A 22,736-nucleotide genomic window follows, 5' to 3' on the forward strand; every position below is an offset into this window, starting at 1 on the left:
TTTTCTATGTTGTCAAATTTACTAACGTTCTTTGTCAGTTTAATTGACTGTTTTGGTGGTGCGGACCACGCCTGCCGAAGCGCCGCCTGGGACCGCCTTTGCGCCGCCCCAGGCGAGACCCGTCAGTAGGTGTAGGTCAAATCGACGCCCCACATTCTGGGTTCGGTGATGTTCACGAACGGGGTGCCCAAGGTGGTGGCGGTGATGTTGTTCACGCCGGTCACATACTGGTTGTCGAACAGGTTGTTGACGTAGAAACCGACCTGATAGCGCTCGTTTGAGTTGCGCCAGTAGAGACGAACGTCCGTTCGGTTCTGCGCCTCGGATGGATCGAACCAAGGGGTCTGAAGGCAAGAGCCCTGGCCCGTGGACGTCTTGTTGCAGCGGCCTTCGCCGCGATAGGCGTGGATCAGCTGCATGTCGAGCGAACCGGCGGCGCCGAGGTCCCGCCGATAGGAGGCGCCCGCCGCCGCCGACCACAGCGGCTCGCCGGTCGGCTGCCCGGCCAGATCGCCGTCGTCGGTCATCTTTCGCTTGTAGGTGGCGTCGATGTACTGGGCGTTGGCGAACAGGTTCAGACCGTCCAGGGGCTGGACATCCAACTGCATGTCGACGCCCCAGGCGGTGTCGTCGCTGGTCTCGACCAGATACTGCGGCACGCTGGACCCCGCCGGGGTGACCAGCCGGATCGACTGCTTGCCGTCGTAGTCATACTGGAAGGCCGAGACGTTGAGGCGGGCGTTGGGGCCCAGGCTGCTCTTCAGCCCGATCTCGAAATTCTGGACATCCTCATTGTCGAAACGCGAGGCGACCTCGACGCTGTTGAAGCCCCCGGCCTTGTAGCCCTTGGCGTAGGAGAAGAAGACCATGGCGTTGTCGGTCAGGTGATAGTCGGCGACGAAGCGCGGGCTGAGGTCGGACCAGGAATCGGACAACTTGCAGGCCACGCCTTCCTGCACGGTGACGCCGTTGTCGCACTCGACCCCGGCCAGGCCGGACAGGTCGAAGACGAAGTCTGAATACAGATAGCCCAGCGCCGGTCCCATGTAGGTATCCAGCACGAAGTTGACCGTGGGGTCGTTGAGCACGGCGTCCAGTTCGGGCGCGACGCGCGGGCCGTTCAGCCACTGGAACGTCTTCTTGTCGCGGGTATAGCGCAGGCCGAACGTCAGGTTCAGGCGGTCGTTGGCGGCCCAGATGACGTCGGCGAAGAGGGCGGTCGCGTCGAAATCACCCTCGTTGATCATGTCCTCCTGCCAACTGTGGCCCAGCGTGCTGGCGGGGATGCCGGCCATGTCCAGAATCATGTCGGCCAGCGTGAACAGCGGCTGCCCGGCCGCATTGGTCAGGATGGTGTTGATGCTGTCGGTGGTGGCGTAGGTGTCGCTGCGCTGTTCGGCGTGTTCGCTGTAGTAGCTGGCGCCGGCGATCCAGTTGAACGCGCCGTGTTCGCCGGCGAAACGGAATTCCTGGTACCAGGACCGGTTCTTTTCGCGGTTGTTGGTGTCGAAATACAGGTCCGGCCGGTTGGTGCCGTCCTCGTCCTCGCGGTTCTCGGTGCTGAAGCGGCGGGCCGAGGTCAGGGAGGTGAAGTCGATGTCGCCGAAGGCGTGGGTGATGGTCAGCGTGCCTTCGTCCAGGCGACGCGTCTCGTGATTGTCGATGACGTCGTTGCGGATCTTGGCCTTGAACGGATCGAGGTAATCCGCCGGATCGGGCGGGAAGGCCGGCAGGCCGGGCGCTGCTGGCAGGGGGCGACGCCGATCGCCGGGCGAGCGTCCTGATCGATTTCGTCATGGGTCCAGCTGAGGATCATCTGCGTCTGGGGGCCGACGTCCCAGCGCAGGGCCGCGCGGGCGGCCCAGTTGTCCTCGCGGTCATAGTCCTGGCCGGTGACGTCATCGATGAGCCAGCCGTCGCGACGGTTCACCAGCGCATTGACCCGCAGCGCCAGGACGTCGTTGATCGGCAGGTTGACCAGGCCCTCGAAGCGGCGCTTGTCGTAATCGCCCAGTCGGACGCCGAGGCGCGCCTCGAATTCGTCGCTGGGCTTGTTGGTGGTGATGGACACGGCGCCCGCGGCGCTGTTGCGGCCGAACAGGGTGCCCTGCGGCCCTTTCAGCACCTCGATCCGGGCGACGTCGCTGAACGCCAGCAGGCCGGCGCCCGAGCGCGCCGCATAGACGCCGTCGACATAGACGCCCACCGCCGGGTCGGTGCCGACGCCGAAGTCCGACGTCGAGACCCCGCGAATGCTGTAGTTCGCCTGCGTCGGGCTGGTGTTCGATACGGACAGGCCGGGCACGAAGGCCGAGATGTCGCCCATATCGTCCGCCGCCAGCGACTCCAGGGTCCTGGCCGTGACGACGCTGACGGTGATCGGGACTTCCTGCAGGCTTTGTTCGCGCCGTTGCGCGGTGACGACGACGTCATCGAGCGTCGTGGCCTCCTGCGCCCCGACCTCCTGCGCTCTGGCCTCCTGCGCTCTGGCCAGACCCGACGTCGCCAGGGCGGCGAGCGCCACGCTCCCCGCAAGCGTCGCCTTCAGACAGTGCTCCATCCTGATCATCGCAGCCCCTCCCAAAGCCCCGTTTTCTCAAACTTTACGAAACAGAATATTATTCCGTTTGACAAGAGGCTGCGCGCCGATGTGGCTTACAGAAAGGCGTCCAGTCGTGTTAGACGGCCTGCGGATTGGAATGGAGGGCGGCAGTGACCTCGCGCGCGTCGCAAGAAATCATCACCACGCTGGAACGGCGCACCGCGCCGATGCAGCAACGTGCGCGCGATCGGATCACTCGCGTGTTGGCGGCGACCGAGAAGCTCCTGGCCTCGACCTCCGTCGATACGATCACCACCAGCGCCATTGCGGCTGAAGCCAATGTGCCGGTCAGTTCGATCTATCGCTATTTCCCGAACGTCTTCGCCATCTACAAGGAGTTGTTCGAGACTCTGGTGGCGCAACTGCACGCTCGCATCGCCGAGATCATGGAGAACCCTCGGTTCACGTCGTGGCGCGAGCGCCATCTGCAGGTCATGCTGGCCCTGCGCAGGACGTTGGACGAGGATCCTGCCTATCGCCCCCTGTTCCATCTGATGCTGACGACGCGCGAACTGCGCATCGTCAAGGAACAGGCCAACGCCCAGATCGCGGCCTATCTGGCGGCGCGGTGGGAGCAGGGGCTGGACGGCTTCCATGACGGCGCGCCCCTGGCCGTCGCCCGCATGGCCACCGAGATTTTCACCTCATTCGAAACCCTGACTAGCGGCGAGGCCCAGTCGGAATGGACCGACCGTCTGTTCGCGGAGGCGACCGTGGCGCTGGAGCGTTATCTCTCGGCCTATCTGCAGGACTGATCCGGCGCAGACGACTCAGGCCATGCGCCGGAAAAGCGCCAGCTTGCCCTTGGTGAAGGGCGGATAGCGGATGCTGGCGTCCAGGGCGAAGCCGCGCTTCAACACGGCGCGCCGGTGGCTGAAGGCCTCGAAGCTGTAGCGTCCGTGATATGCGCCCATGCCGCTGGCCCCCACGCCGCCGAACGGCAGGTTCGGATTGGCCATGAAGATCACGGCGTCGTTGATGGTCGCCGAGCCGGATCGCGTCGAGGCGATGATCCGGTCAGCCGTCGTCTTGTTCCGGGTGAAGGCGTAGAGCGCCAGCGCGGGCGCGCGGGCGTTGATGGCCGCCAGGGGTTCGTCCAGCGCCTGATAGGGCAGGACCGGCAGGATCGGGCCGAAGATCTCCTCGGCCATCACCGGCGCATCGGCCGCGACATCCGTCAGGATGGTGGGCGCGACATAGCAGCCGTCGACATCGGCCTGGCCGCCTATGACGGCGCGGCCGTCGGCCAGCAGGCTCTGCAGGCGCGCGACGTGGCGCGGATTGATGATGCGGCCGTAGTCGGGGCTTTGCCGGGGATCGGGGCCGAACATGGTCGTGACCGCGTGCTTCAGTTCGTTCAACAGCCGGGCCTCGACCGAGGCGGCGACATAGACGTGATCCGGCGCCACGCAGATCTGGCCTGCGTTCAGGAAGCGGCCCCAGACGATGCGCCGGGCGGCTACCGTCAGGTCGGCGGTCTCATCGACGATGCAGGGGTTCTGACCGCCCAGCTCCAGCACGACCGGGGTCAGGTGACGGGCCGCCGCCGCCATGACGATCCGGCCGACCCGTTCGCCGCCGGTGTAGAAGATCAGGTCGAACTGCTGGTCCAGCAGGGCCTTGGAGACGGCGGCGTCCCCTTCGACCACGGCGAAGGCGCGCGGGTCCAGATAGCGTTCGACCAGTCGTTTCAGCAGGGCCGAGGACTGGACCGCCATCTCCGAAGGCTTGATGACGGCGCAATTGCCCGCCGCGATGGCGCCGACCAGGGGGGCCAGAACCAGCTGGAAGGGATAGTTCCACGCCCCGATGATCAGGGTCACGCCGTAGGGCGCCGACTCGATGAAGCTCTTTCCGGGCTGGATCGCCAGGGGGGTGCTGGTCCGCTGGGGGCGGCTCCAGCGGGCGACCTGTTTGCGCGCGAGGGCCGCTTCGCTGGAGACCAGGTCGATCTCGGCGGTGCAGGCCTCGGCGAACGGCTTGCCCAGATCAGCCTTCAGCGCAGCGGCGATCTCCGCCTCGTTCTCGACCATCATCCGTTCGAGGGCGGCGAGCTGGGCGCGACGCCAGGCCAGGTCGCGCGTCAGGCCGCTGTCGAAGGCGGCGCGCTGGCGCTCCATGATCGCGGCGATCTGAGGGTCAGGGGTCTGGGCCGCGTCTAACGACATGATCCCTCCAATGAATCGATCCAGGACCGGATCAGGGCCACGCCTTCGTCATGGCGGGTCGAGCGGCCGATCTCGGGCATCATGACGGCCGGATGGGTCGAGCCCATGCGGTAGGCGATGATGGATTCGTCCGCCTTGCCCGGCACGATGTCGAAGCGCAGGTTCCCCGTGCCCGCGCCCGCTGCGACGGGCAGTTTGCACAGGCCGGCGGACCCTGACAGCGGCGAGGCCGCGTCCAGGTAGAGCCCTGAGGTGGCGGCGGCCCCCTTGGGGTTGTGGCAATGGCCGCAGTTGACGTCGAGATAGGCCCTGGCGCGCGCCTCGGTCGGCGTGGCGGCGTCCGTCCAGGACACCTGAAGCGGCGCCTGACCCGGATCGGCGACGCCCTTCAGATAGCCCATGGCGGTGAGGCGGCTCAGCTGGTTCTCCGACCCGTCCGAATAGGCGAAATCGCGGTTGAGCAGACGCGCCTTGGGGCCGATCGGCTGGATTTCGCGGGTGGCGACGTTGGTCGCGTGGCAGGCGGAGCACTGGGTGGCGTTGGGAACGATGTAGGAGAAGGCTTCGTCCTTGCCGTCCTGACGGACCATGGTCAGGGGCACGACGGCGCCGATGCGATGCAGCACGGCGTCGGTCTGGGCGTCGTTCCACAGATAGGTCAGGGCGGTCCAGCCCTCGGCCCTGCGGATCAGCAGGCGGGTCTCGATCATGCGGACCTGATTGAGCTTCAGGCCGTCGCCGGCATGGAATTGCGCCGGGTCGGCCTGTTGCAGCACCCGGCCCTTGGCGCCGGTCTGGTAGAAGAAGGTCTTGGTGATGACCGTGCCGACCGGGAAGGCCAGGGGGCTGTCCGCCGTATAGTCGGCCGCGACGCCGGGCGGCATCCAGATGGTCCGCAGCTTCTGCGCATAGTCGGTGAACAGCGGCGTCGTCAGGTCATAGGGCGTCACGCGCGCGCCCAGGATCAGAGCGCCGTCCGACGTCTGGACCATGCCCCATTCCCGGAGCGACTTGGGGTTTTCGCTGTCGAAGTAGGTCGGTTCGGCCAGAGGCTGGGCCGGGGCGGAAGGCTTGGAGCAGCCTGCCGCTCCGATCAGGAGCAGCAGGCCGAACGCGAGCAGACGAAGCGGGGTCATGGGCCGTGTCAGGCTGCGGGCAGGACGACGGGCGAGAGGCGGGGCAGGGTGCACCGGTGCGGCGTCATGTCGGTGTTCGGATTGGCGTATTTGTTCGGCCCGTCGACGTTCAGGATCCCGGCGTCGCCGTTGTCGATGCAGATGCGCAGCTCCGCCGGCAACTGGCCGTTCACCAGCCGCTTGGGATTGACGTAGCCGTCCCACAGGATGTCGGGGAAACGGCCGGTCGGACCGAATTTGGCGATGCGCAGGGCCTGGAATTCCATGCCGTCGGGCGCGTTGCCGCCGCCGCTGAAGCGGTTGTCCTTGATCAGGATGGCCTCGGGATAGGGGTCGAAGTCGCCGCTCATGGCGCTGTCGGAATAGCCGGCGGAGAACAGGGCCGAGATGATGATGTTGGCCGTCTTGTTGTCGGCGATGTCGTTGTCGAAGATCTCGACCTGATCGTTGGAGTTGACGATCACGCCCGTGCCCGCGGGCACGCTGGCGACCGGGGTGCCCGCGTGGCCGAAGTTGCGCGTGTTGTTGGCGACGGCGCGGTTGTTGTAGACGCGCGTCCGATAGCCGGCCTGCTGAAGCTGGGGCATGTTGAAGACAAGGATGCCGCCGGTGTTGTTGGTGGCCAGGTTTTCATAGACGTCGGCGTCGATGCAGTTCTCGATCTCGATGCCGGCGACGTTGAACTCGGCCCGGTTGCGGCGGACCACCACATTCTGCGACTGGCCGACATAGATGCCGGCGTCGGAGGCGCCGATCGCCACGCTGTCTTCGATCAGGACGTTCTTGGTCTGGACGGGGTAGATGCCGTAGGCGCCGTTTTCCGTCTTGGGTCCCTGGGTCCATTCCGTGCGGACCTTGCGGACGATGATGTTCTCGCCCTTGTTGATCTTGATGGCGTCGCCCTTGGTGTCCTCGATCGCCAGGTTTTCAATGGTGAAATTGCTGGCGGTGACCAGCAGGCCCTGAGCGCCGGCCGCCTGGTTGCGGAAGTTCAGGATGGTCTTGTCCATCCCCTGGCCGCGAATGGTCACCCCGTCGACCACCAGGCTCAACTCGGTGTCGATGGCGAAGACGCCGGCGGGGATTTCGATCACCGCGCCCGGCTTGGCGTCCATCAACAGCTCCATCAGTTCGTTCTGATAGGTTGTGTTCGCCTTCGCGAGGTCCGTGCCCTTCTCGGTCGGTTTCGACCCGCAGGCGCTCAGAAACAGTATCGCCGCGACCGGCAGCCAGATGCGCATTTTCATGATGTCCCCTCCAGAACGCTCGTGAGTGTTCGCCCAGCCGGAGGTTTTCATAAGGTTCCTCTTGCTGCAAGAAGAAAACGAAACTGTTTCCGTTTTTGAGTCCGTCAAACGAGTCATCGGGGTGATGTCGACCGCCTTCGACGCAAGGATCTTCACTCGCGCGCCGCCTGATATGCGCCGGCCGACGCCGCCGCCGCTGAATGCTCCGCATGGAGAGGGATGGACGCCGGATCGTCGCCTAAGCTTGGCGTGGCTGTAGTCGAAGCGTGAGCCGAACATCATGAATTCGCCCTAGAGCCCCTCTCCGTCGGAGGCGGGGATTCAAAGGCATGAAGTTCAGTGTTTCGCCGCGCGCCATAGCGCCTGTGACCATTGCAGCGTTGGCCTTGGCCACGGCCATGCTGGTCGCTATCGCGCCGGGTTGGGCGCAGGCCGCCGATGCGTCCCCGACCGACCGCCGCGCCGTGGAGCGCCTGCCGTTGAACCAGAACGGCGGGACCTGGGATTCCGGCCATGTGCAGGGGGTCGCCGTCGATGTCGAAGGCGGCTTCATCTATTATTCCTTCACCAACCTGCTGGCCAAGTACGACCTTGAGGGGCGGCTGGTCGGGACGCTGGTCGGCTGGACCGGCCACCTGGGCGACCTGGCGCTCAACCCGGTCGACGGCAGGCTGTACGGCTCGCTGGAGTACAAGGCGGACGAGGCATTCTACATCGCGGTGATCGATGTCGCGGGCCTGAATGAGGTCGGGGTCGAGGCAAGTCGCAGCGATCTGTTCAGGACGGTCCATCTGGCCGAGGTCGGACGCGATTACGCCGCCGACATGGACGGCGACGGGCGGTTTGACGGCGATACGGCGGACACGCGCGATCATCGCTACGGCGCCTCGGGCATCGACGGCGTGGCGTTCGGTCCGCGCTTCGGACGCAGGGACGGACCGGTGCTGCTGACCGTGGCCTATGGCGTCTATGGCGATGTGACGCGGGCCGACAACGATCATCAGGTCCTGCTGCAATACGACATCGCCGCCTGGGACCGTTACGCCCGGCCGTTGTCAGAGGCCGCGCCGCACCGCGAAGGCCCCGCCGCCGTCGACGGCAAGTATTTCGTCCGCACCGGCAATACGACCTATGGGGTGCAGAACCTCGCTTACGACGCCGAAGCGGGCCGCTGGTTCATGGGCGTCTATCAGGGGCGCAAGCCCGAGTTTCCCAACTATCTGCTGTTCGCCGTCGACGCCGAGGCCAGGCCTGCGCGCGGCGATCTGATCGGCGTGCCCGCGGCGTCGGGCGAAGGCTGGGAGCAGGGGATGCTGCTGCCTCTGGCGCCGGACGGTCTGGAAGACCCGGTTACCGGCCTGCGCGGCTGGCTCTGGAAGGCGGACGTCGGGTTTCAACCGCTGGGACGCGGCCTCTTCTATGTGGCGGCGAATTCCGGCGGCAAGGGCGCCCAGACGGCTGACATCGCCCTGATGCGCTGGACCGGCGATCCGCAGGCGCCGTTCGCGCCCGTCGACGCCGAAGAGCGCCTGCGACGACTCTCCGCCCCCTGAGCCGCGCCTGACGGCTGCGTTCGCCCCATCGGGCCGCTGTCACGGCGGCCTGCGACCCCTCGCTTTTTCCTCTCCTCCCCAGTTGTTCGAGTAGATTTCCATGAAGATTCGTTCCCGCCATCTCGCCAGCGCCAGCCCGCGAGCCCTGTTGTTGTATCCGCTGATGGCGGCGGCCTTCGTCGCCGTCGCGCCGCAGGCCGCCGCGGCGCAGACCTCGGGCGAGGCTGCGGCCCAGTCGCCCGTGGCCGCCGGCGCCCTGCGCGGCCGGGTGTTCGACACCGCGACCGGCGAGTTCATCCGCAACGCCGAGGTTCGGGTCGAAGGCACCAGCCTGATCGCCTATTCAGGCGACGGCGGCGTCTTCCGCCTGAGCGGCGTGCCGGCGGGCGAGGTCGTGGTGATCGTGCGCTACGCCGGTCTTCAGGAGGCGCGCGTGGTCGCCAGCGTGGGCGCGGGCCAGACGGCGGTCGTCGATGTCGAACTCCAGGCGCCGTCCTATGGCGCGGCCGATGACGTGGCCTCGGTCTCGGACATCGTGGTCACCGCCGCGCGCGGGGGGCAGGCCAAGGCGCTGATGGAGCGCCGCGTGGCGATGAACGCCAAGAACGTGGTGCCGGCCGACAACTTCGGCGCCCTGACCATGGGCGACGTCGGCGAGTTCATGAAGTCCATGCCGGGCCTGTCGATCGACTACACCGAGGTCGACGCCACCGCCGTACGGATCGGCGGCCTGCCGCCCAAATATTCGACCTTCACCATGGACGGGGCCCGCATGGCCACGGCCACCTCGAACAACAATTCGGGGCGTCAGAACTCGTTCGAGCAGATGTCGATCACGGGCATCGAGACGATCGAGCTGAACCACACCCTGCTGGCGAGCATGGACGCCGACCTCGCCGGGCGGCAGCATCAACCTGCGCAGCAAATACGCCTTCCAGCTGCCTGAGCGTCAGCTGCGCTTCCAGCTGGGCGGGGTGGCGACCTCGGACTCGGCCCTGTCGCGTCACTACATGCCCGACGACAAGAAGCACGCCAGCCTCTACCCCTCGGCCCAGTTCTCCTACGCCGACGTCTTCATGGACGGTCGTCTGGGCGTGGCCTTCAGCGCCAGCCACAACGCCAACTATGTGCAGCAGGATCGCATCCAGACCGACTGGTCCTATCTGGCCGACGGTCGGGTGCTGCCCTATCAGGTCATGTGGCGTCCGGGTCCGAAGCTGACCAGCCGCACGGCCGCCAACCTGGCGCTGGACTACAAGTTCACCGAAGACCTGATCTTCTCGCTGCGCAGCAACTACTCCTTCTATGACGTGGAGTATTTCAACCAGTACACCTACCTGACCTTCGGCACGACGACGACATCCTACGCCACGCCGGAGTCGACAGGCACGCACATCGTGGTCAATCCGGATGGCCGGAACACCCGTCTGCACACCGGCTATTCGCACCGCTACGCCGGGACGCCGACCTATCTGATCGCGCCGAAGCTGGAATATAAGGGCGAGACCTGGGAAGCGGCGCTGCGCGCCAGCTATTCCTCGGCGGAGTTCAACTTCCGCGACACCAGCAAGGGCTTCTTCCAGCGCACCGATAACCACCTGACGGGGATCGGTTTCGAGATGGAGCGCGACTCCACGGAGTCCAACGCCTGGTATCTGCGCCAGACGGCGGGCCGTTCGTGGAGCGACCCGATGAACTTCAACCGCGACATCTCCATCGGCAACAACATCCGCACGGCTGAGTCGGACGCCATCAACGACATGTATGCGTTGAACCTGGACGTGAAGAAGCGGCTGAGCCTGGGCGACGTCCACTTCACCCTGATGGGCGGGCTGGGCGCGCGCAGCAACGACTGGCGCACCGACGAAGGCTCGTATCAGCAGTTCAAATATGTCGGCTCGACCGGCGACCTGACGCAGACGTCGGCTGAGGCGGTCATCCCATGGACCCAGAAGTACCGCTTCGAGATGATCGGCTTCGATGCGGGGAACATGAACGCACAGGGCTGGCGCGCCGACAGCCACTACGGGATGTACGACATCTATCGCGAGCACCCCGAGTATTTCGTGGCGGACGAGATCGGTAACCTGAAGCGTCGTCTCGACAACAACAAGCGCGTCAAGGAAGACATCACCTCCGCCTATGTCGAGGCGCAGGCCGACGCCGGTCGCGCCCGTTTCGACCTGGGTCTGCGCTATGAGAAGACCGAGACGGCCTCGCGCGTGGCGATGATCCGCCCGCTGAAGGAGGTCACTGACGCCGGTTATTCGGTGAACACCATCGAAGGCCTGCTCTATCAGTACAACGACGGGACCTATCAGGACCGCAAGGGCGACTACGACGACTGGTTCTGGAGCGGGGGTCAAATACGACTTCACCGACAAGCTGGTCGGCCAACTGTCCTTCAGCCAGGCGATCCTGCGTCCCGACTACGGCAATCTGGGCGGGGTGGTGTCGATCAACGACGACACCATGATCGTGACCGTTCCGAACCCCGAACTGAAGCCGGAGCGTTCGACCAAGTATTACGCCAGCCTGCAGTATTATCTGGCGCCGGCGGGCATCATCGGCCTGTCCGCCTATCAGCTGGACATGAACGACATGCAGGTCACCGGCATGACGGTGAACCCTGAGAATGTCGGCTTCGATCCGGCCGAGTATGCAGGCTACACCTTCCGCAGCGCCCAGAACCTGGAGGGAACCAGCACCAATCGCGGCGTGGTGCTGGAGTACAACCAGCAACTGACCTTCCTGCCGGGCGCCTGGCGCGGTCTGGGCCTGCACGGCTCGGTCACCTATCTGGACCCGGATGGCGAGCGTCAGGGCACGCCGAAACAGGCGGCCAACTGGGGCGTCCGCTACAACATCGGCCGTTTCGACTTCCAGCTGAACGGCAACTGGCAGTCGAAGTATCGGGTCAGTGGACTGAACAATACGCCGACCACGCCGAACAACGGCATCCTGTATCACTCGCCGCGCGAGCTGTGGAACGTCAGCGTCAACTACAAGCTCAACGACCGCTTCGATCTGATGCTGGCGGGCCGCAACATCTTCAACGCGCCGGACATCATCTATTCCAACGAGCGCGAGCGGGTGCAGCAGTACACCGTCTACGGCTCGATGTGGAACATCGGCATCAAGGGCGTCTTCTGATCCGCCTGAACGCATGAAGACCCGGCGGCCGCGTCGTCCTGCGACGGCGCGGTCGCTCGGATCCTTTTCCCGAGGGACGGCGTCCCCGGACCTTTCTCTTCAAAGGACATCCCATGGCCTTGAGGCTTGATCGACGGCGGCTGGTGATGGGCGGCGGCCTGGGCCTGGCGGCCCTGGCGCTGCCGGGCGGCGCGGCGCTGGCGAAGACCCTGTTGAGCGCGTCGGGCTTCACCCACGGCGTGGCCAGCGGCGAACCGGGGCCGGACTCCCTGCTGTTGTGGAGCCGCTACGTCCCCGCCGGGGAAGCGGGTGAAACGCGGCTCGACGCCGAGATCGCGCTGGACCCCGACTTCCGCCAGGTGGCGGCGCGCGGAGTGGTGCGCACGGGCGCCTATCGCGACTGGACCGTCAAGATCACCCTGGACGGGTTGGAGCCCGGCCAGACCTATTGGTACCGCTTCATCGGCCCGGATGGATCGCGCTCGCAGACGGGCAGGGCGCGGACCCTGCCGGTCGGCCGGGCCGAGCGGTTCCGCATCGGCCTGTTCTCCTGCTCCAACCTGCCCATGGGGTGGTTCAACGCCTATGCCCATGCGGCGGCGCGCGACGATGTCGACCTGTGGCTGCACGTCGGCGACTATGTCTATGAATACGGCATCGGCTCCTACGCCGCAGACGATCGCATCGCCGAACGCGTGGTCCTGCCGGCCCATGATCATGAGATGGTGGCGCTGGCCGATTATCGCCTGCGCTTCGCCTGCTACCGCGCTGATCCCGACCTGCAGGCCCTGCATGCGGCGGCGCCGATGGTCTGCGTCTGGGACGATCATGAATCGACCAACGACAGCTGGGAAGGCGGCGCCCAGAACCATCAACCGGCGACCGAAGGCGACTGGAGCACGCGCCGCGCCGCCGCCGTCCAGGCCTATCTGGAATGGATGCCGATTTCCGAGGAGCCGTGGAAATCCTATCCGATCGGCGATCTGGCGACCCTCTACCGCACGGAATCACGGCTGATCGGCCGCACGCGTCAGGCCGATATCGGCGCCGCCTATCGCGAGGGGACCGAAGCCGCCCTGACCGCCTTCCGCGACGGCGCGTGGCAGGACGTCTCGGCCACCATGCTGGGCTCGACCCAGGAAGCCTGGCTGGCGCGCGAACTGCGCGCCAACGCCCGCACCACGGCCTGGCAGGTGGTGGGCATGGGCACCATCATGGGCCGCACCGTCATGCCTGGGGATGCGCTGGACTTGCTGCGGCCGGATCTGAGCGAGGGGGCCGTTCGGTCCTTCGCCAACGCCGCGCGGGCAGGGCGGGTCGGCCTGCCGATGTGGATGGACCGCTGGGACGGCTATCCGGCGGCGCGCTCGCGCTTCCTCAAGGCGGCTCAGGCGGCCGACGCCGATCTGGTCATGCTGTCCGGCGACAGCCACAACGCCTGGGCCTTTTCTCTGTCGGAAGACGGTCGTCCGGCGGGCGTGGAGTTCGCAGGTCAGGCGGTGACCTCCAACGGGATGGAGAAGCAACTGGGCGTCGCGCCGTCGGTCGCCGCTCGATCCTTCGTCGCCGCCAATCCGGAAATGGCCTGGGCCCAGCCCAGCGGGCGCGGATACATGATGATCGACATCACGCCAGAGCGCGTCGGCGGCGAGTGGATCTTCATGGAGACCGTCAAGGCGCGCACCTCGGCCGTCGCAGGCGCGCATCGGATGACGGTCGAGAAGGGCCGACGACGCTTCACGACCTGAGCCCGTCGGGCTTGATGTTTCCGGCTCGCCCCAGCAGTATCGTATACGATTCAGGCGCGGGAGAGCGATGTGAGCGTGTTTGAGGCCCAGGAGACGGTCGCCCTGTCGATCGAAGAGGTGTTCGCCCTGTCGCGGCGGGTGCTGACGGGGGCCGGTCTGTCGGCCCCGCACGCCGAGGCGGTGGCCCGCGTCATCACGGCCGGCGAGCGGGACGAGTGTGCGTCCCACGGGCTTTATCGCCTGCCGGGCTGCGTCATGACGATCCGTTCGGGCAAGCTTTCGCCGGATGCGGAGCCCGTCATCACGGACGCCTCGCCGGCCCTGGTGCGGGCCGATGCGGGCCATGGCTATTCCTTGCTGGCGTTCGAGCGGGCCGCGCCTCTGCTGGCGGAAAAGGCCAGGGCGGTCGGGGTGGCGGCCCTGGTCATCAACAACTGCTTCCACTTTTCGGCCCTGTGGCCCGAAATCGAGCAGTTGACGGACATGGGCGTGGCGGCCCTGGCCATGACGCCCAGCCATTCCTGGGTGGCGCCCGCCGGAGGAAGGCGCGGCCTTCTGGGCACCAATCCGATCGCCTTCGGCTGGCCGCGTCCGGGGCCGCACCCCTATGTCTTCGACTTCGCCACGAGCGCTATCGCACGCGGGGATATGGCGCTGCACGACATCGCCGGGAAGCCGATCCCCGAGGGCTGGGGCGTTGACGCCGAAGGACGTTCGACCACGAACGCCCGCGAGGCCCTGGACGGCGCCATGCTGACCTTCGGCGGACACAAGGGCTCGGCCCTGTCGACCATGATCGAGCTGATGGCGGGGCCGCTGATCGGGGATCTGACCAGCCGAGAGTCCATGGCTTTCGACGACGGCGCCAAGGCGGCGCCGATGCACGGCGAACTGATCCTGGCGTTTGATCCCGCCGTCATGGGCGGCGGAGACGCCGAGGCGAACGCCGCCCGCGCCGAGGCCCTGTTCGCCGCCTTCGCCGATCAGGGCGCGCGCCTGCCGTCGCAGCGCCGCTATGAGGCCCGCGCCCGCAGCCTGGCGCGCGGCGTGCGCACGCCCAAGGTCCTCTACGACCAGATCCTGGCTCTCGGGTTCTGAGCCCGGTCGGAAGCGATCGACCGCGCCGCAGAGGCTGTAGACCGCTTGACTTAATCTGTAATCAGATATCGTATACGATTGTTGTTTGAGGAGGAGTTGTTCATGGCTGGGGCGAAGTTGGACTGGACCGGGGTGATCCCGGCGGCGACCACGCAATTCGACGAAGGACTGGGGGTCGATCTGGACGCCACCCAGACGGTGCTGGACGGTCTGATCAAGGACGGCGTCGACGGCATCATCGTCATGGGCACGGTCGGCGAGAACAACTCGCTGGAGCCGGAAGAGAAGCGCGCCGTCCTGAAGGCGGCGGTCGAGGTCGCCGCAGGACGCGTGCCGATCATCACTGGGGTCAGCGAACTGACCACGGCGCGGGCCGAACGCTACGCCAGGGACGCCGAGGCCATCGGCGTGGACGCCCTGATGGTGCTGCCGGCCATGGTCTATGTGCCGACCCAGGCGGAGTTGGAGGCGCACTTCCGCGCCGTGGCGGCGGCCAGCGGCCTGCCCAACATGCTCTACAACAACCCGCTGATGTATCGGCAGACGCTGAACAACGACGACCTGCGTCGTCTGTCTGACGTGCCCAACATCGTAGCCCTGAAGGAAAGCGCTCCGGACTCGCGGCGCATCACCGACATCGTCAACGAGTTGGGCGACCGCTATTCGCTGATGGTCGGCCTGGACGATGTGGCGCTGGAAGGTCTGATCCTGGGCGCCAAGGGCTGGGTCTCGGGTCTGACCAACGCCTTCCCCGAAGAGTCGGTGGCCCTGGTCAAGGCGGTCAAGGACGGCGACATCGCACGCGCGCTGGAGATCTATCGCTGGTTCATGCCGCTGTTGCACCTGGATTCCGTGTCGGACCTGGTGCAGTCGATCAAGCTGTCCGAGACCATCATGGGTCGGGGGACCGAGCGGGTCCGCATGCCGCGCATGCCGCTGGCGGGCGCGCGCCGGGCCGAGGTCATCGCCATGGTCGAGAAGGCGGCGGAGACTCGCCCCATCGGTTCGGGCAAGGCTGTGAAGATCGTCTGATCCGGAGTCCCGATGCGCGACGTCTTCTTCTGCATTGACGGTCATACCGCCGGCAACCCGGTCCGCCTGGTCGCCGGCGGTGCGCCCCTGCTGTCAGGGGCCAGCATGGCCGAGCGGCGGCTCGACTTCCTCAGCCGCTATGACTGGATCCGCACCTCGCTGTGCTTCGAGCCGCGCGGCCACGACATGATGAGCGGCGGCTTCCTGTATCCGCCGACCCTGCCGGACGCGGACGCGGGTATTCTCTTCATCGAGACCAGCGGCTGTCTGCCCATGTGCGGCCATGGGACCATCGGCATGATCACCTTCGGCCTGGAGCACGGCCTGATCCGGCCGCGCACGCCGGGACGGCTGAAGGTCGAGGTTCCGGCGGGCGTGCTGGACATCGCCTATGAGACCGAGGGCGATCGCGTGACCTCGGTGCGCATCCGCAACGTCCCCGCCTATCTGGCGGCCGAGGGGATCGAGATCGAGGTCCCGGGCCTCGGTCCGCTGACGGTCGATGTCTCCTACGGCGGCAACTACTACGCCATTGTCGAGCCGCAGGGCGCCTACGCCGGGCTGGATGATCTGGGCGCCAGCCGCATCATCGAACTGAGCGGTCTGGTGCGCGAGCGGGTGCGGGCGGCCTTCCATCCGGTGCATCCGGACGAGCCCTCGATCAACGGCGTCAGCCATGTCCTGTGGGCCGACAGGCCGAAGGGGCAGGGCGCGGACGGCCGCAACGCCGTCTTCTATGGCGACAAGGCCATCGACCGCAGCCCGTGCGGCACCGGCACCTCGGCGCGCCTGGCCCATCTGCACGCCAGGGGGCGGCTGAAGGTCGGCGACGCCTTCGTCCATGAAAGCTATATCGGCAGCCGTTTCATCGGCCGCGTCGAGGCCGAAACGACGGTGGGCGGCCACAAGGCGATCGTGCCCTCGATCGAGGGCTCGGCCGTCGCCACGGGTTTCAATACCATTTGGGTGGATCGTCGCGATCCCTTCTGGGCGGGCTTCCAGGTCGTCTGAGGGAGTTCCGCATCGTAATTACGGCCGTCGCGCGGTATGGCTGGGCCGGGCGACCAGCCCAGCCTTTTCGACTCGATGAACTCCCGCATGGCCGCATCCCCGCTTGAAGTCCGCACCCTGTCCGATCGCCTGATGGAGGTGGTGCGCGACATGATCGTGTCCGGGGCGATCGCGCCCGACGTGCCCATTCGCCAGGATGGTCTGGCCGCCGACCTGAACGTCTCCAAGATTCCGCTGCGCGAAGCGCTGGTGCGGCTGGAGCAGGACGGTCTGGTGGTGTCGCACCCCAACCGCGGCTTCTTCGTGCGCGGCATGAGCGCCGCCGAGGCTGAGGAAATCTATGAGCTGCGCCTGAAGCTGGAGCCCGAAGCGGCGGCAGAGGCCTGCCTCAGCGCCGACGAGACCCGGCAGGAGACCGCCCGGCGGGTGCTGGCCGAACTCAACGCGGCGGCGGCGGCCGGTCTGCCGACGGTCGGAGCGCTGAATCGCGCCTTCCACATGGCCCTGGTGCAGCCGGGCCGACGCGCCCTGACCACGGAAATCACCGCCCGCCTTCACGTCATGGCCGACCGCTATGTTCGCAAGCACCTGGAGCACAAGGGGCGTCACCTGACGGCCGAGGCGGAACATCATGAGATTCTGCAGGCCTGGCTGAACCGGGACGCCGCAGCAGTCCGCCGCCTGGTTGCCGAGCATCTGCAACATACCCTGTCCGACCTTCGCCAGGAGTTCGGACAGGAAGATCGACAGGACTGATCGAAGGCCTCATCCCTGTTCGGCGGCGGCAGCCTCCGGGCGAGCCTTCAGGGCGGTCGTCAACAGGCTGACAGCCGCATAGAGCACCACGGCCACCACGCCCCAGCGCAGCACGGTCAGCGGCAAGGAGGTGATGACGAAGGCGGCCAGCAGCACCGCCGGTATGCCCCCGATCGCCATGCCCAGCACCAGCCGCAGGTCGATGCGCTCGCTCCTGATGAAGCGCAGGCTCGACACCGGCATCAGGAAGGCGCAGGCGCCCATCATGATCGGAAAGGCGGCCGTGGGGTTCATCCCCATCAGGCTGAGCATGATCAGGGACGGCGCATAAAGACCGATGCCGAAGCTCATCAGCGCGCCCATGATCAGGTGGGCGACGACGGTGACGACGAACAGGCCGCCGCCCAGCGATACGGCTTCGCCGCCCGCCGGCATCAGGTTCAGATTGGTCATGGCGTACAGGGCGGCGGCGATCAGCAAGGCCGCGCCCACCACCATCTGCACCGCCCGCACCGGCAGACGCAGCACGATCGGCGCGCCGATGACCGCGCCCAGGATGGAGGCGCCGATACAGGCGATCAGCAGCACCGGGTCGACCTGGATCAGCTTCATGAAGACCAGCCCCTGCATCACCGTCGGCAGACAGTGGCCGGCGTTCAGCACGGCGGGCAGGAAGCTGTCGGGGACCAGTTTGCGGAACCGCAGCCAAGCCGTCGTCGGCGCGAAGGACCCGATGCCCAGGGCGTCGAAGAAGTTGGCGACAGCGCCGATGGCCACGCCCTCGGCCCTGGGTCTCAAGGCGCCGCGCGCCTTGGCCGTGCGCACCAGCTGGACGGCGTAGCAGGCGGCCAGTAGCGCCAGCGCCGTCAATAGAACGGCTACGATCATGTTTCCCTCCCCCGAGGTTTCGCCGCCCTTGCCGAGCGGTTCGAGCCGAAGGAAAACATGAGCTCAAATCAGATACAATATACGTTGATTGCTTTGGCGCTCAGGCTTGTTCGAGGGCGCGGGGGGCGGCCGCCGCGATGTACTTGGCGGGGGGCTTGCCCAGGGCGGCCTTGAACATGGTGATGAAGGCGCTGGCGGACTCATAGCCCAGGTCATAGGCGACGCTCTGGACCGAGGCGCCGGACGACAGGCGTTGCAAGGCCAGGACGATCTGCAACTGCTGGCGCCAGCGGCTGAAATTCATGGCTGTTTCACGCACGACCAGCCGAGTCAGAGTGCGTTCGCTCATGGCGACGCGGCGCGCCCACTCGCCCACGGTGGATCGGTCGCCGGGGTTGTCGATCAAGGCCTCGGCGATGCGGCGCAGGGCGGGGGAGGCCGGGATCGGCAGGTGCAGGGCCGCGATCTCGGTCCGCCGCAGTTCTTCCAGGATGACCTGGGCGATCCGGTCCAGATGGCCGCCGAACGCATAGTCGGGCGTGGGCTGGCGGGCCAGATGGCGGATCATCTCGATCAGCATGGGGCTGAGCGACAGGGTGCAGCATCGGTCGGGCAGGCCGGGCACGTCCGGCTCGACGAACAGCATGCAGACGCGGCCGTTGGCGGTGACGCGGTTGCTGTGCGGCGTGCCGCCGGGCGCCCAGACGCCGCCGCCGAGGGGCGCCATCCACAGGCCGTCCTGCGTCCGGCACATGACCCCGCCCTGCAGCGCGACGACCAGTTGGGCCTTGCGATGGGTGTGCAGGGGCAGTTCGACGTCATGCGCCGATCCGCCCAGGCTGACGGCGATGGCGGCCTGCGGAAAGGCGTCGGGGTCGAAGCTCTGGAAGCAGGCGTGCAGGGAGGTCATGGCGATCTGACCGATTATCGAAACTTCATGCCTGAATAGCCGAAGTTCGCCGATTGCTCCATCGCTAGTGTGGGCGGGCCTTCCTCCTGAGGCGTCTCTCCCCGGCGGCTTGTCATGACTTCGCGTGCTTCCCTGCATCCATTCTGGATCATCGCCGGCGTTCTGCTGGTGGCCGGCACCCTGCGCGGGACGTTCACGGGGGCGGGGCCGCTGCTCGGCGACATCGGCCAGGCGTTCGGCTTGGGAGCCAGCCAAGCGGGCTTCCTGATCACCCTGCCGCTGCTGGCCTTCTTCGTCGTCTCGCCGTTCGCGGCGCGACTGGCCAGGGCGGCGGGCCTGGAGCGGGCGATCTTCCTGGCGCTGATCGCCATGATCGGGGGCATAGCGATCCGGTCCGCCGGGCCGCTGTGGGCGCTTTATCTGGGGTCGACGGCGCTCGGCGCCGGCATCGCCATCGGCAACACCCTGCTGCCCAGTCTGTTGAAGCGGGATTTTCCCGATCAGATCACCCAGCTGACCACCCTTTACGCCGTCACCATGGGCGTGGCCTCGGCCGGGGCGTCGGCGGTGATGGTCCCACTGGCGCAGGCGTTCGACTGGCGGTGGGCGCTGGCGGCGCTGATCGTATTGCCGCTGACGGCGGCTCTGGTCTGGGCGCCGCAGTTGCGCCGCCGTTCCGCGCCTGCGTCCGAGGCGGCGACGGGCCTGAGCGGCGTCTCTGTGTGGCGGTCGGGCCTGGCGTGGCAGGTGACGCTCTTCTTCGGCGTGAACTCCTTCGTCTACTACGCGGTGGCGGCCTGGTTGCCGTCGATCCTGACGGGCGCCGGCATGTCGCCGGAGGTTGCGGGCGGCCTGCACGGCGTGATGCAACTGGCCACAGCGGCGCCGGGTCTGGTTCTGGTTCCTCTGGTGCGCCGGATGAAGGATCAGCGGGCGTTGGCGACAGGCTTCGCCCTGCTGGGCCTCATGTCGTTGGCGGGTCTGTACGCCGCGCCGGGACTGGCGATGATCTGGGTCGCCCTGTTCGGGTTCGCCATCGGGGGGGCCTTCATCCTGGCCCTGGCTTTCATCGGCCTGCGAAGCCGTTCGGCCGAACAGACCGCGCAGCTTTCAGGGATGACCCAATCGGTAGGCTATCTGATGTCCGCCTGCGGCCCGATTGCGATTGGAGCCCTGCACGACGCCGTCGACGCATGGGCGCCGGCCTTGGCGGCGTGTGGCGCCTTGTGCATCCTGTTGGTCGTGCTGGGGCTGGGCGCGGGGCGTGACCGCCAGGTCGCCTAGGCGTGCTTACGGACGAGCGGTGAACACGCGGTAGCCCTTCTCCTCGGCCGCCGCGATCATCTGGGCGTCGCCGGAGGTGTCGCCATAGGCGGCCGTCAGCACCATGTCGTCGCCATAGACGGCGCGCAGGCGGTGCATCTTCTCCTCGCCCCGGCAGTTGCCGCCGACGAAGGCGCCCAGCACCTGATCCTGGTCGTCGAAGGCCAGGCGGGTGCCGATCAGGTTTTCGGCGCCCAGCCTGCGGGCGAAGGGGGCGACGGTGGTTTCCGGCGAGGCGGTGACGATGACGCGATGGGCGCCGCGACGGCCCCAGTCCTCCCACGTCGCCAGGGCGTCGGGACGCATGAAGCGCGGCCAGATGATCTGGGCGAAGCGTTCGGCCTCGGCCTCCAGCGCCGTGCGGTCGACGCCGGTCAGGAATTCGCGCACTGAGGCGACCTTGATCCGGCCGCGATCCTTGTCGCTCAGATAGGCGAAGACGGCCGGGATCAGACGCGCCAGCCCCTGAAACCAGCGCAGGGGGCCGGCCCGCCACTTCAGGAAGGTGGTGAAGCTGTCGCGAGATCGTCAGGGTGCCGTCGAAATCGAAGGCGACGATGGCCTGTCCGGGGGCGGGGGACTGGTGAAAGGCTTTTTCGCTTCCCATGTCAGACATTAGCCGTGATCCCCATATTATCTGTCCTGTCCGTTCCCCGAAGCGCGTTGCAGCGCCGCAACGGGGTTGTGGCGGAACGTGTGATGGGTGATTGTCATTTTTTGAAGACCTTCGATGATAGATTCCCTGGATCGATCGTGAAGGAAGCGCCTTTCGTCCCAATGTCGGGGCGGATTGCGGATAGTGAGAAGGGTCTATGACCAAAGCCGCCGGCACAGACGCCAAAAGCACGCTCTACTGCTCGTTCTGCGGCAAGAGCCAGCACGAAGTCCGCAAGCTGATCGCCGGACCGACCGTCTTCATCTGCGATGAATGCGTCGAACTGTGCATGGACATCATCCGCGAAGAGCACAAGATCGCCTTCAAGACCTCCAAGGACGGCGTGCCCACGCCCAAGGAGATCCGCGACGTCCTCGACGATTATGTGATCGGCCAGGCCCACGCCAAGAAGGTGCTGAGCGTCGCCGTCCACAACCACTACAAGCGCCTGAACCATGCGACGAAGAACAACGACGTCGAACTGGCCAAGTCGAACATCATGCTGATCGGGCCGACCGGCTCGGGCAAGACGCTGCTGGCCCAGACGCTGGCGCGCATCATCGACGTGCCCTTCACCATGGCCGACGCCACCACCCTGACCGAGGCCGGTTATGTGGGCGAGGACGTCGAGAATATCATCCTGAAGCTGCTTCAGGCGTCGGACTACAATGTCGAGCGGGCCCAGCGCGGCATCGTCTACATCGACGAAATCGACAAGATTTCACGCAAGTCGGACAACCCGTCGATCACCCGCGACGTGTCGGGCGAGGGCGTGCAGCAGGCCCTGCTGAAGATCATGGAAGGCACCGTCGCCTCCGTGCCGCCGCAAGGCGGGCGCAAGCATCCGCAGCAGGAGTTCCTGCAGGTCGACACCGCCAACATCCTGTTCATCGTCGGCGGCGCCTTCGCCGGCCTGGAGAAGGTGATCTCGGCGCGCGGCGAGGGGGCCTCGATCGGCTTCGGCGCCAAGGTCAAGGAGATCGACGAGCGTCGCACCGGCGAAATCCTCAAGCAGGTCGAGCCTGACGACCTGATGCGCTTCGGCCTGATCCCCGAGTTCATCGGCCGTCTGCCGGTTCTGGCGACGCTGGAGGATCTGGACGAGACGGCGCTGATCAAGATCCTGACCGAGCCGAAGAACGCTCTGGTCAAGCAGTACAAGCGCCTGTTCGAGATGGAGAACGTGACGCTGACCTTCACCGACGACGCCCTGTCGGCGGTGGCCAAGAAGGCGATCACCCGCAAGACGGGCGCGCGCGGCCTGCGCTCCATCCTGGAGGGCGTGCTGCTGGAGACCATGTTCGAACTGCCCACCTACGAGGGCGTCGAGGAAGTCGTGGTCAACGCCGAGGTGATCGAGGGCAAGGCCCAGCCGTTGCTGATCTATTCGGAAACCAAGAAGAAGACGGCCGACGGCGCCGCCTGACGCTGCGGTCCGATCCAAGAGACAAGGGGC

General features: G+C 66.5%; 19 protein-coding genes. 11 read left to right on the forward strand and 8 right to left on the reverse strand.

Going from position 1 to position 22,736, the window contains the following annotated elements:
- Positions 1–122: 122 nt before the first annotated feature.
- Complete coding sequence (locus AC52GN_RS05310) at positions 123–1,733, reverse strand: TonB-dependent receptor domain-containing protein (protein WP_496528770.1); 1,611 nt, start codon at positions 1,731–1,733, stop codon at positions 123–125.
- Positions 1,622–2,569, reverse strand: a complete 948-nt coding sequence (locus tag AC52GN_RS05315) for a TonB-dependent receptor (RefSeq protein ID WP_496528415.1) — start codon at positions 2,567–2,569, stop codon at positions 1,622–1,624. The genes AC52GN_RS05310 and AC52GN_RS05315 overlap by 112 nt, the downstream gene beginning before the upstream one ends.
- A gap of 143 nt (positions 2,570–2,712) precedes the next feature.
- On the opposite strand from AC52GN_RS05315, the gene AC52GN_RS05320 reads away from it, so the two are divergent.
- Positions 2,713–3,357: a TetR/AcrR family transcriptional regulator gene (locus AC52GN_RS05320; RefSeq protein ID WP_496528416.1), complete on the forward strand. Its 645-nt coding sequence runs from the start codon at positions 2,713–2,715 to the stop codon at positions 3,355–3,357.
- Between the two features lie 15 nt (positions 3,358–3,372).
- Here AC52GN_RS05320 and AC52GN_RS05325 read toward each other — a convergent pair whose 3' ends face one another.
- Genes AC52GN_RS05325 through AC52GN_RS05335 form a run of 3 tightly spaced genes read right to left on the reverse strand, consistent with a single transcriptional unit; the run spans position 3,373 to position 7,153 of the window.
- Positions 3,373–4,770, reverse strand: a complete 1,398-nt coding sequence (locus tag AC52GN_RS05325; RefSeq protein ID WP_496528417.1) for an aldehyde dehydrogenase family protein — start codon at positions 4,768–4,770, stop codon at positions 3,373–3,375.
- Positions 4,761–5,906: an SO2930 family diheme c-type cytochrome gene (locus AC52GN_RS05330; protein WP_496528418.1), complete on the reverse strand. Its 1,146-nt coding sequence runs from the start codon at positions 5,904–5,906 to the stop codon at positions 4,761–4,763. The genes AC52GN_RS05325 and AC52GN_RS05330 overlap by 10 nt, the downstream gene beginning before the upstream one ends.
- A gap of 8 nt (positions 5,907–5,914) precedes the next feature.
- The gene (locus tag AC52GN_RS05335; RefSeq protein ID WP_338575886.1) at positions 5,915–7,153 is read right to left on the reverse strand and encodes a parallel beta-helix domain-containing protein; all 1,239 of its coding nucleotides are present in this window, start codon (positions 7,151–7,153) and stop codon (positions 5,915–5,917) included.
- 329 nt (positions 7,154–7,482) lie between these two features.
- Between AC52GN_RS05335 and AC52GN_RS05340 the strand changes: the two genes are divergently transcribed.
- The 8 genes from AC52GN_RS05340 (at position 7,483) to AC52GN_RS05375 (ending at position 17,504) form a co-directional block, all read left to right on the forward strand.
- Positions 7,483–8,706, forward strand: a complete 1,224-nt coding sequence (locus AC52GN_RS05340) for a hypothetical protein (RefSeq protein WP_496528419.1) — start codon at positions 7,483–7,485, stop codon at positions 8,704–8,706.
- Positions 8,707–8,806: 100 nt separating this feature from the next.
- Positions 8,807–9,652, forward strand: a complete 846-nt coding sequence (locus AC52GN_RS05345; protein ID WP_496528420.1) for a carboxypeptidase regulatory-like domain-containing protein — start codon at positions 8,807–8,809, stop codon at positions 9,650–9,652.
- A 1,451-nt stretch (positions 9,653–11,103) separates the two neighbouring features.
- On the forward strand, positions 11,104–11,859 hold the full coding sequence (locus tag AC52GN_RS05350; RefSeq protein WP_496528771.1) for a TonB-dependent receptor domain-containing protein: 756 nt from the start codon (positions 11,104–11,106) through the stop codon (positions 11,857–11,859).
- A 113-nt stretch (positions 11,860–11,972) separates the two neighbouring features.
- A complete protein-coding gene (locus tag AC52GN_RS05355; protein WP_496528421.1) occupies positions 11,973–13,607 on the forward strand; it encodes an alkaline phosphatase D family protein in 1,635 nt (544 codons plus the stop codon).
- 69 nt (positions 13,608–13,676) lie between these two features.
- Positions 13,677–14,705: an Ldh family oxidoreductase gene (locus AC52GN_RS05360; RefSeq protein WP_496528422.1), complete on the forward strand. Its 1,029-nt coding sequence runs from the start codon at positions 13,677–13,679 to the stop codon at positions 14,703–14,705.
- 102 nt (positions 14,706–14,807) lie between these two features.
- Positions 14,808–15,737 (forward strand): dihydrodipicolinate synthase family protein, encoded by a 930-nt coding sequence (locus AC52GN_RS05365; RefSeq protein ID WP_452111211.1) that lies wholly within the window; start codon positions 14,808–14,810, stop codon positions 15,735–15,737.
- A 12-nt stretch (positions 15,738–15,749) separates the two neighbouring features.
- On the forward strand, positions 15,750–16,748 hold the full coding sequence (locus AC52GN_RS05370) for a 4-hydroxyproline epimerase (RefSeq protein ID WP_496528423.1): 999 nt from the start codon (positions 15,750–15,752) through the stop codon (positions 16,746–16,748).
- A gap of 87 nt (positions 16,749–16,835) precedes the next feature.
- Positions 16,836–17,504, forward strand: a complete 669-nt coding sequence (locus AC52GN_RS05375; protein WP_312218784.1) for a GntR family transcriptional regulator — start codon at positions 16,836–16,838, stop codon at positions 17,502–17,504.
- Between the two features lie 9 nt (positions 17,505–17,513).
- Here the strand turns inward: AC52GN_RS05375 and AC52GN_RS05380 are convergent, their stop codons facing one another.
- Together AC52GN_RS05380 and AC52GN_RS05385 are read right to left on the reverse strand one after the other, a co-directional pair.
- Positions 17,514–18,392 (reverse strand): TSUP family transporter, encoded by an 879-nt coding sequence (locus AC52GN_RS05380; RefSeq protein ID WP_496528424.1) that lies wholly within the window; start codon positions 18,390–18,392, stop codon positions 17,514–17,516.
- A 100-nt stretch (positions 18,393–18,492) separates the two neighbouring features.
- Positions 18,493–19,302, reverse strand: coding sequence for an AraC family transcriptional regulator (locus tag AC52GN_RS05385; RefSeq protein WP_343829106.1), 810 nt, complete (start codon positions 19,300–19,302; stop codon positions 18,493–18,495).
- A gap of 114 nt (positions 19,303–19,416) precedes the next feature.
- Here AC52GN_RS05385 and AC52GN_RS05390 point away from each other — a divergent pair, with 114 nt between their 5' ends.
- Positions 19,417–20,586, forward strand: coding sequence for an MFS transporter (locus AC52GN_RS05390; protein WP_496528425.1), 1,170 nt, complete (start codon positions 19,417–19,419; stop codon positions 20,584–20,586).
- 6 nt (positions 20,587–20,592) lie between these two features.
- On the opposite strand, the gene AC52GN_RS05395 is transcribed toward AC52GN_RS05390, so the two are convergent.
- Positions 20,593–21,126 carry an HAD-IB family hydrolase gene (locus tag AC52GN_RS05395; protein WP_496528772.1) on the reverse strand — a complete coding sequence of 178 codons (534 nt, stop codon included), beginning with the start codon at positions 21,124–21,126 and terminating at the stop codon, positions 20,593–20,595.
- Positions 21,127–21,437: 311 nt separating this feature from the next.
- Here AC52GN_RS05395 and clpX point away from each other — a divergent pair, with 311 nt between their 5' ends.
- Positions 21,438–22,706 carry an ATP-dependent Clp protease ATP-binding subunit ClpX gene (gene clpX / locus AC52GN_RS05400; RefSeq protein ID WP_291781745.1) on the forward strand — a complete coding sequence of 423 codons (1,269 nt, stop codon included), beginning with the start codon at positions 21,438–21,440 and terminating at the stop codon, positions 22,704–22,706.
- Positions 22,707–22,736 lie beyond the last annotated feature (30 nt).

Source organism: Brevundimonas sp. SS2672 (assembly GCF_059579685.1).

Coding starts and splice junctions, on each gene's coding strand:
- clpX (WP_291781745.1), top strand. CDS start 21,438: ATGACCAAAGCCGCCGGCACAGACGCCAAAAGCACGCTCTACTGCTCG.
- AC52GN_RS05345 (WP_496528420.1), top strand. CDS start 8,807: ATGAAGATTCGTTCCCGCCATCTCGCCAGCGCCAGCCCGCGAGCCCTG.
- AC52GN_RS05315 (WP_496528415.1), bottom strand. CDS start 2,569: ATGATCAGGATGGAGCACTGTCTGAAGGCGACGCTTGCGGGGAGCGTG.
- AC52GN_RS05375 (WP_312218784.1), top strand. CDS start 16,836: ATGGCCGCATCCCCGCTTGAAGTCCGCACCCTGTCCGATCGCCTGATG.
- AC52GN_RS05390 (WP_496528425.1), top strand. CDS start 19,417: ATGACTTCGCGTGCTTCCCTGCATCCATTCTGGATCATCGCCGGCGTT.
- AC52GN_RS05355 (WP_496528421.1), top strand. CDS start 11,973: ATGGCCTTGAGGCTTGATCGACGGCGGCTGGTGATGGGCGGCGGCCTG.
- AC52GN_RS05330 (WP_496528418.1), bottom strand. CDS start 5,906: ATGACCCCGCTTCGTCTGCTCGCGTTCGGCCTGCTGCTCCTGATCGGA.
- AC52GN_RS05385 (WP_343829106.1), bottom strand. CDS start 19,302: ATGACCTCCCTGCACGCCTGCTTCCAGAGCTTCGACCCCGACGCCTTT.
- AC52GN_RS05340 (WP_496528419.1), top strand. CDS start 7,483: ATGAAGTTCAGTGTTTCGCCGCGCGCCATAGCGCCTGTGACCATTGCA.
- AC52GN_RS05365 (WP_452111211.1), top strand. CDS start 14,808: ATGGCTGGGGCGAAGTTGGACTGGACCGGGGTGATCCCGGCGGCGACC.
- AC52GN_RS05370 (WP_496528423.1), top strand. CDS start 15,750: ATGCGCGACGTCTTCTTCTGCATTGACGGTCATACCGCCGGCAACCCG.
- AC52GN_RS05380 (WP_496528424.1), bottom strand. CDS start 18,392: ATGATCGTAGCCGTTCTATTGACGGCGCTGGCGCTACTGGCCGCCTGC.
- AC52GN_RS05325 (WP_496528417.1), bottom strand. CDS start 4,770: ATGTCGTTAGACGCGGCCCAGACCCCTGACCCTCAGATCGCCGCGATC.
- AC52GN_RS05335 (WP_338575886.1), bottom strand. CDS start 7,153: ATGAAAATGCGCATCTGGCTGCCGGTCGCGGCGATACTGTTTCTGAGC.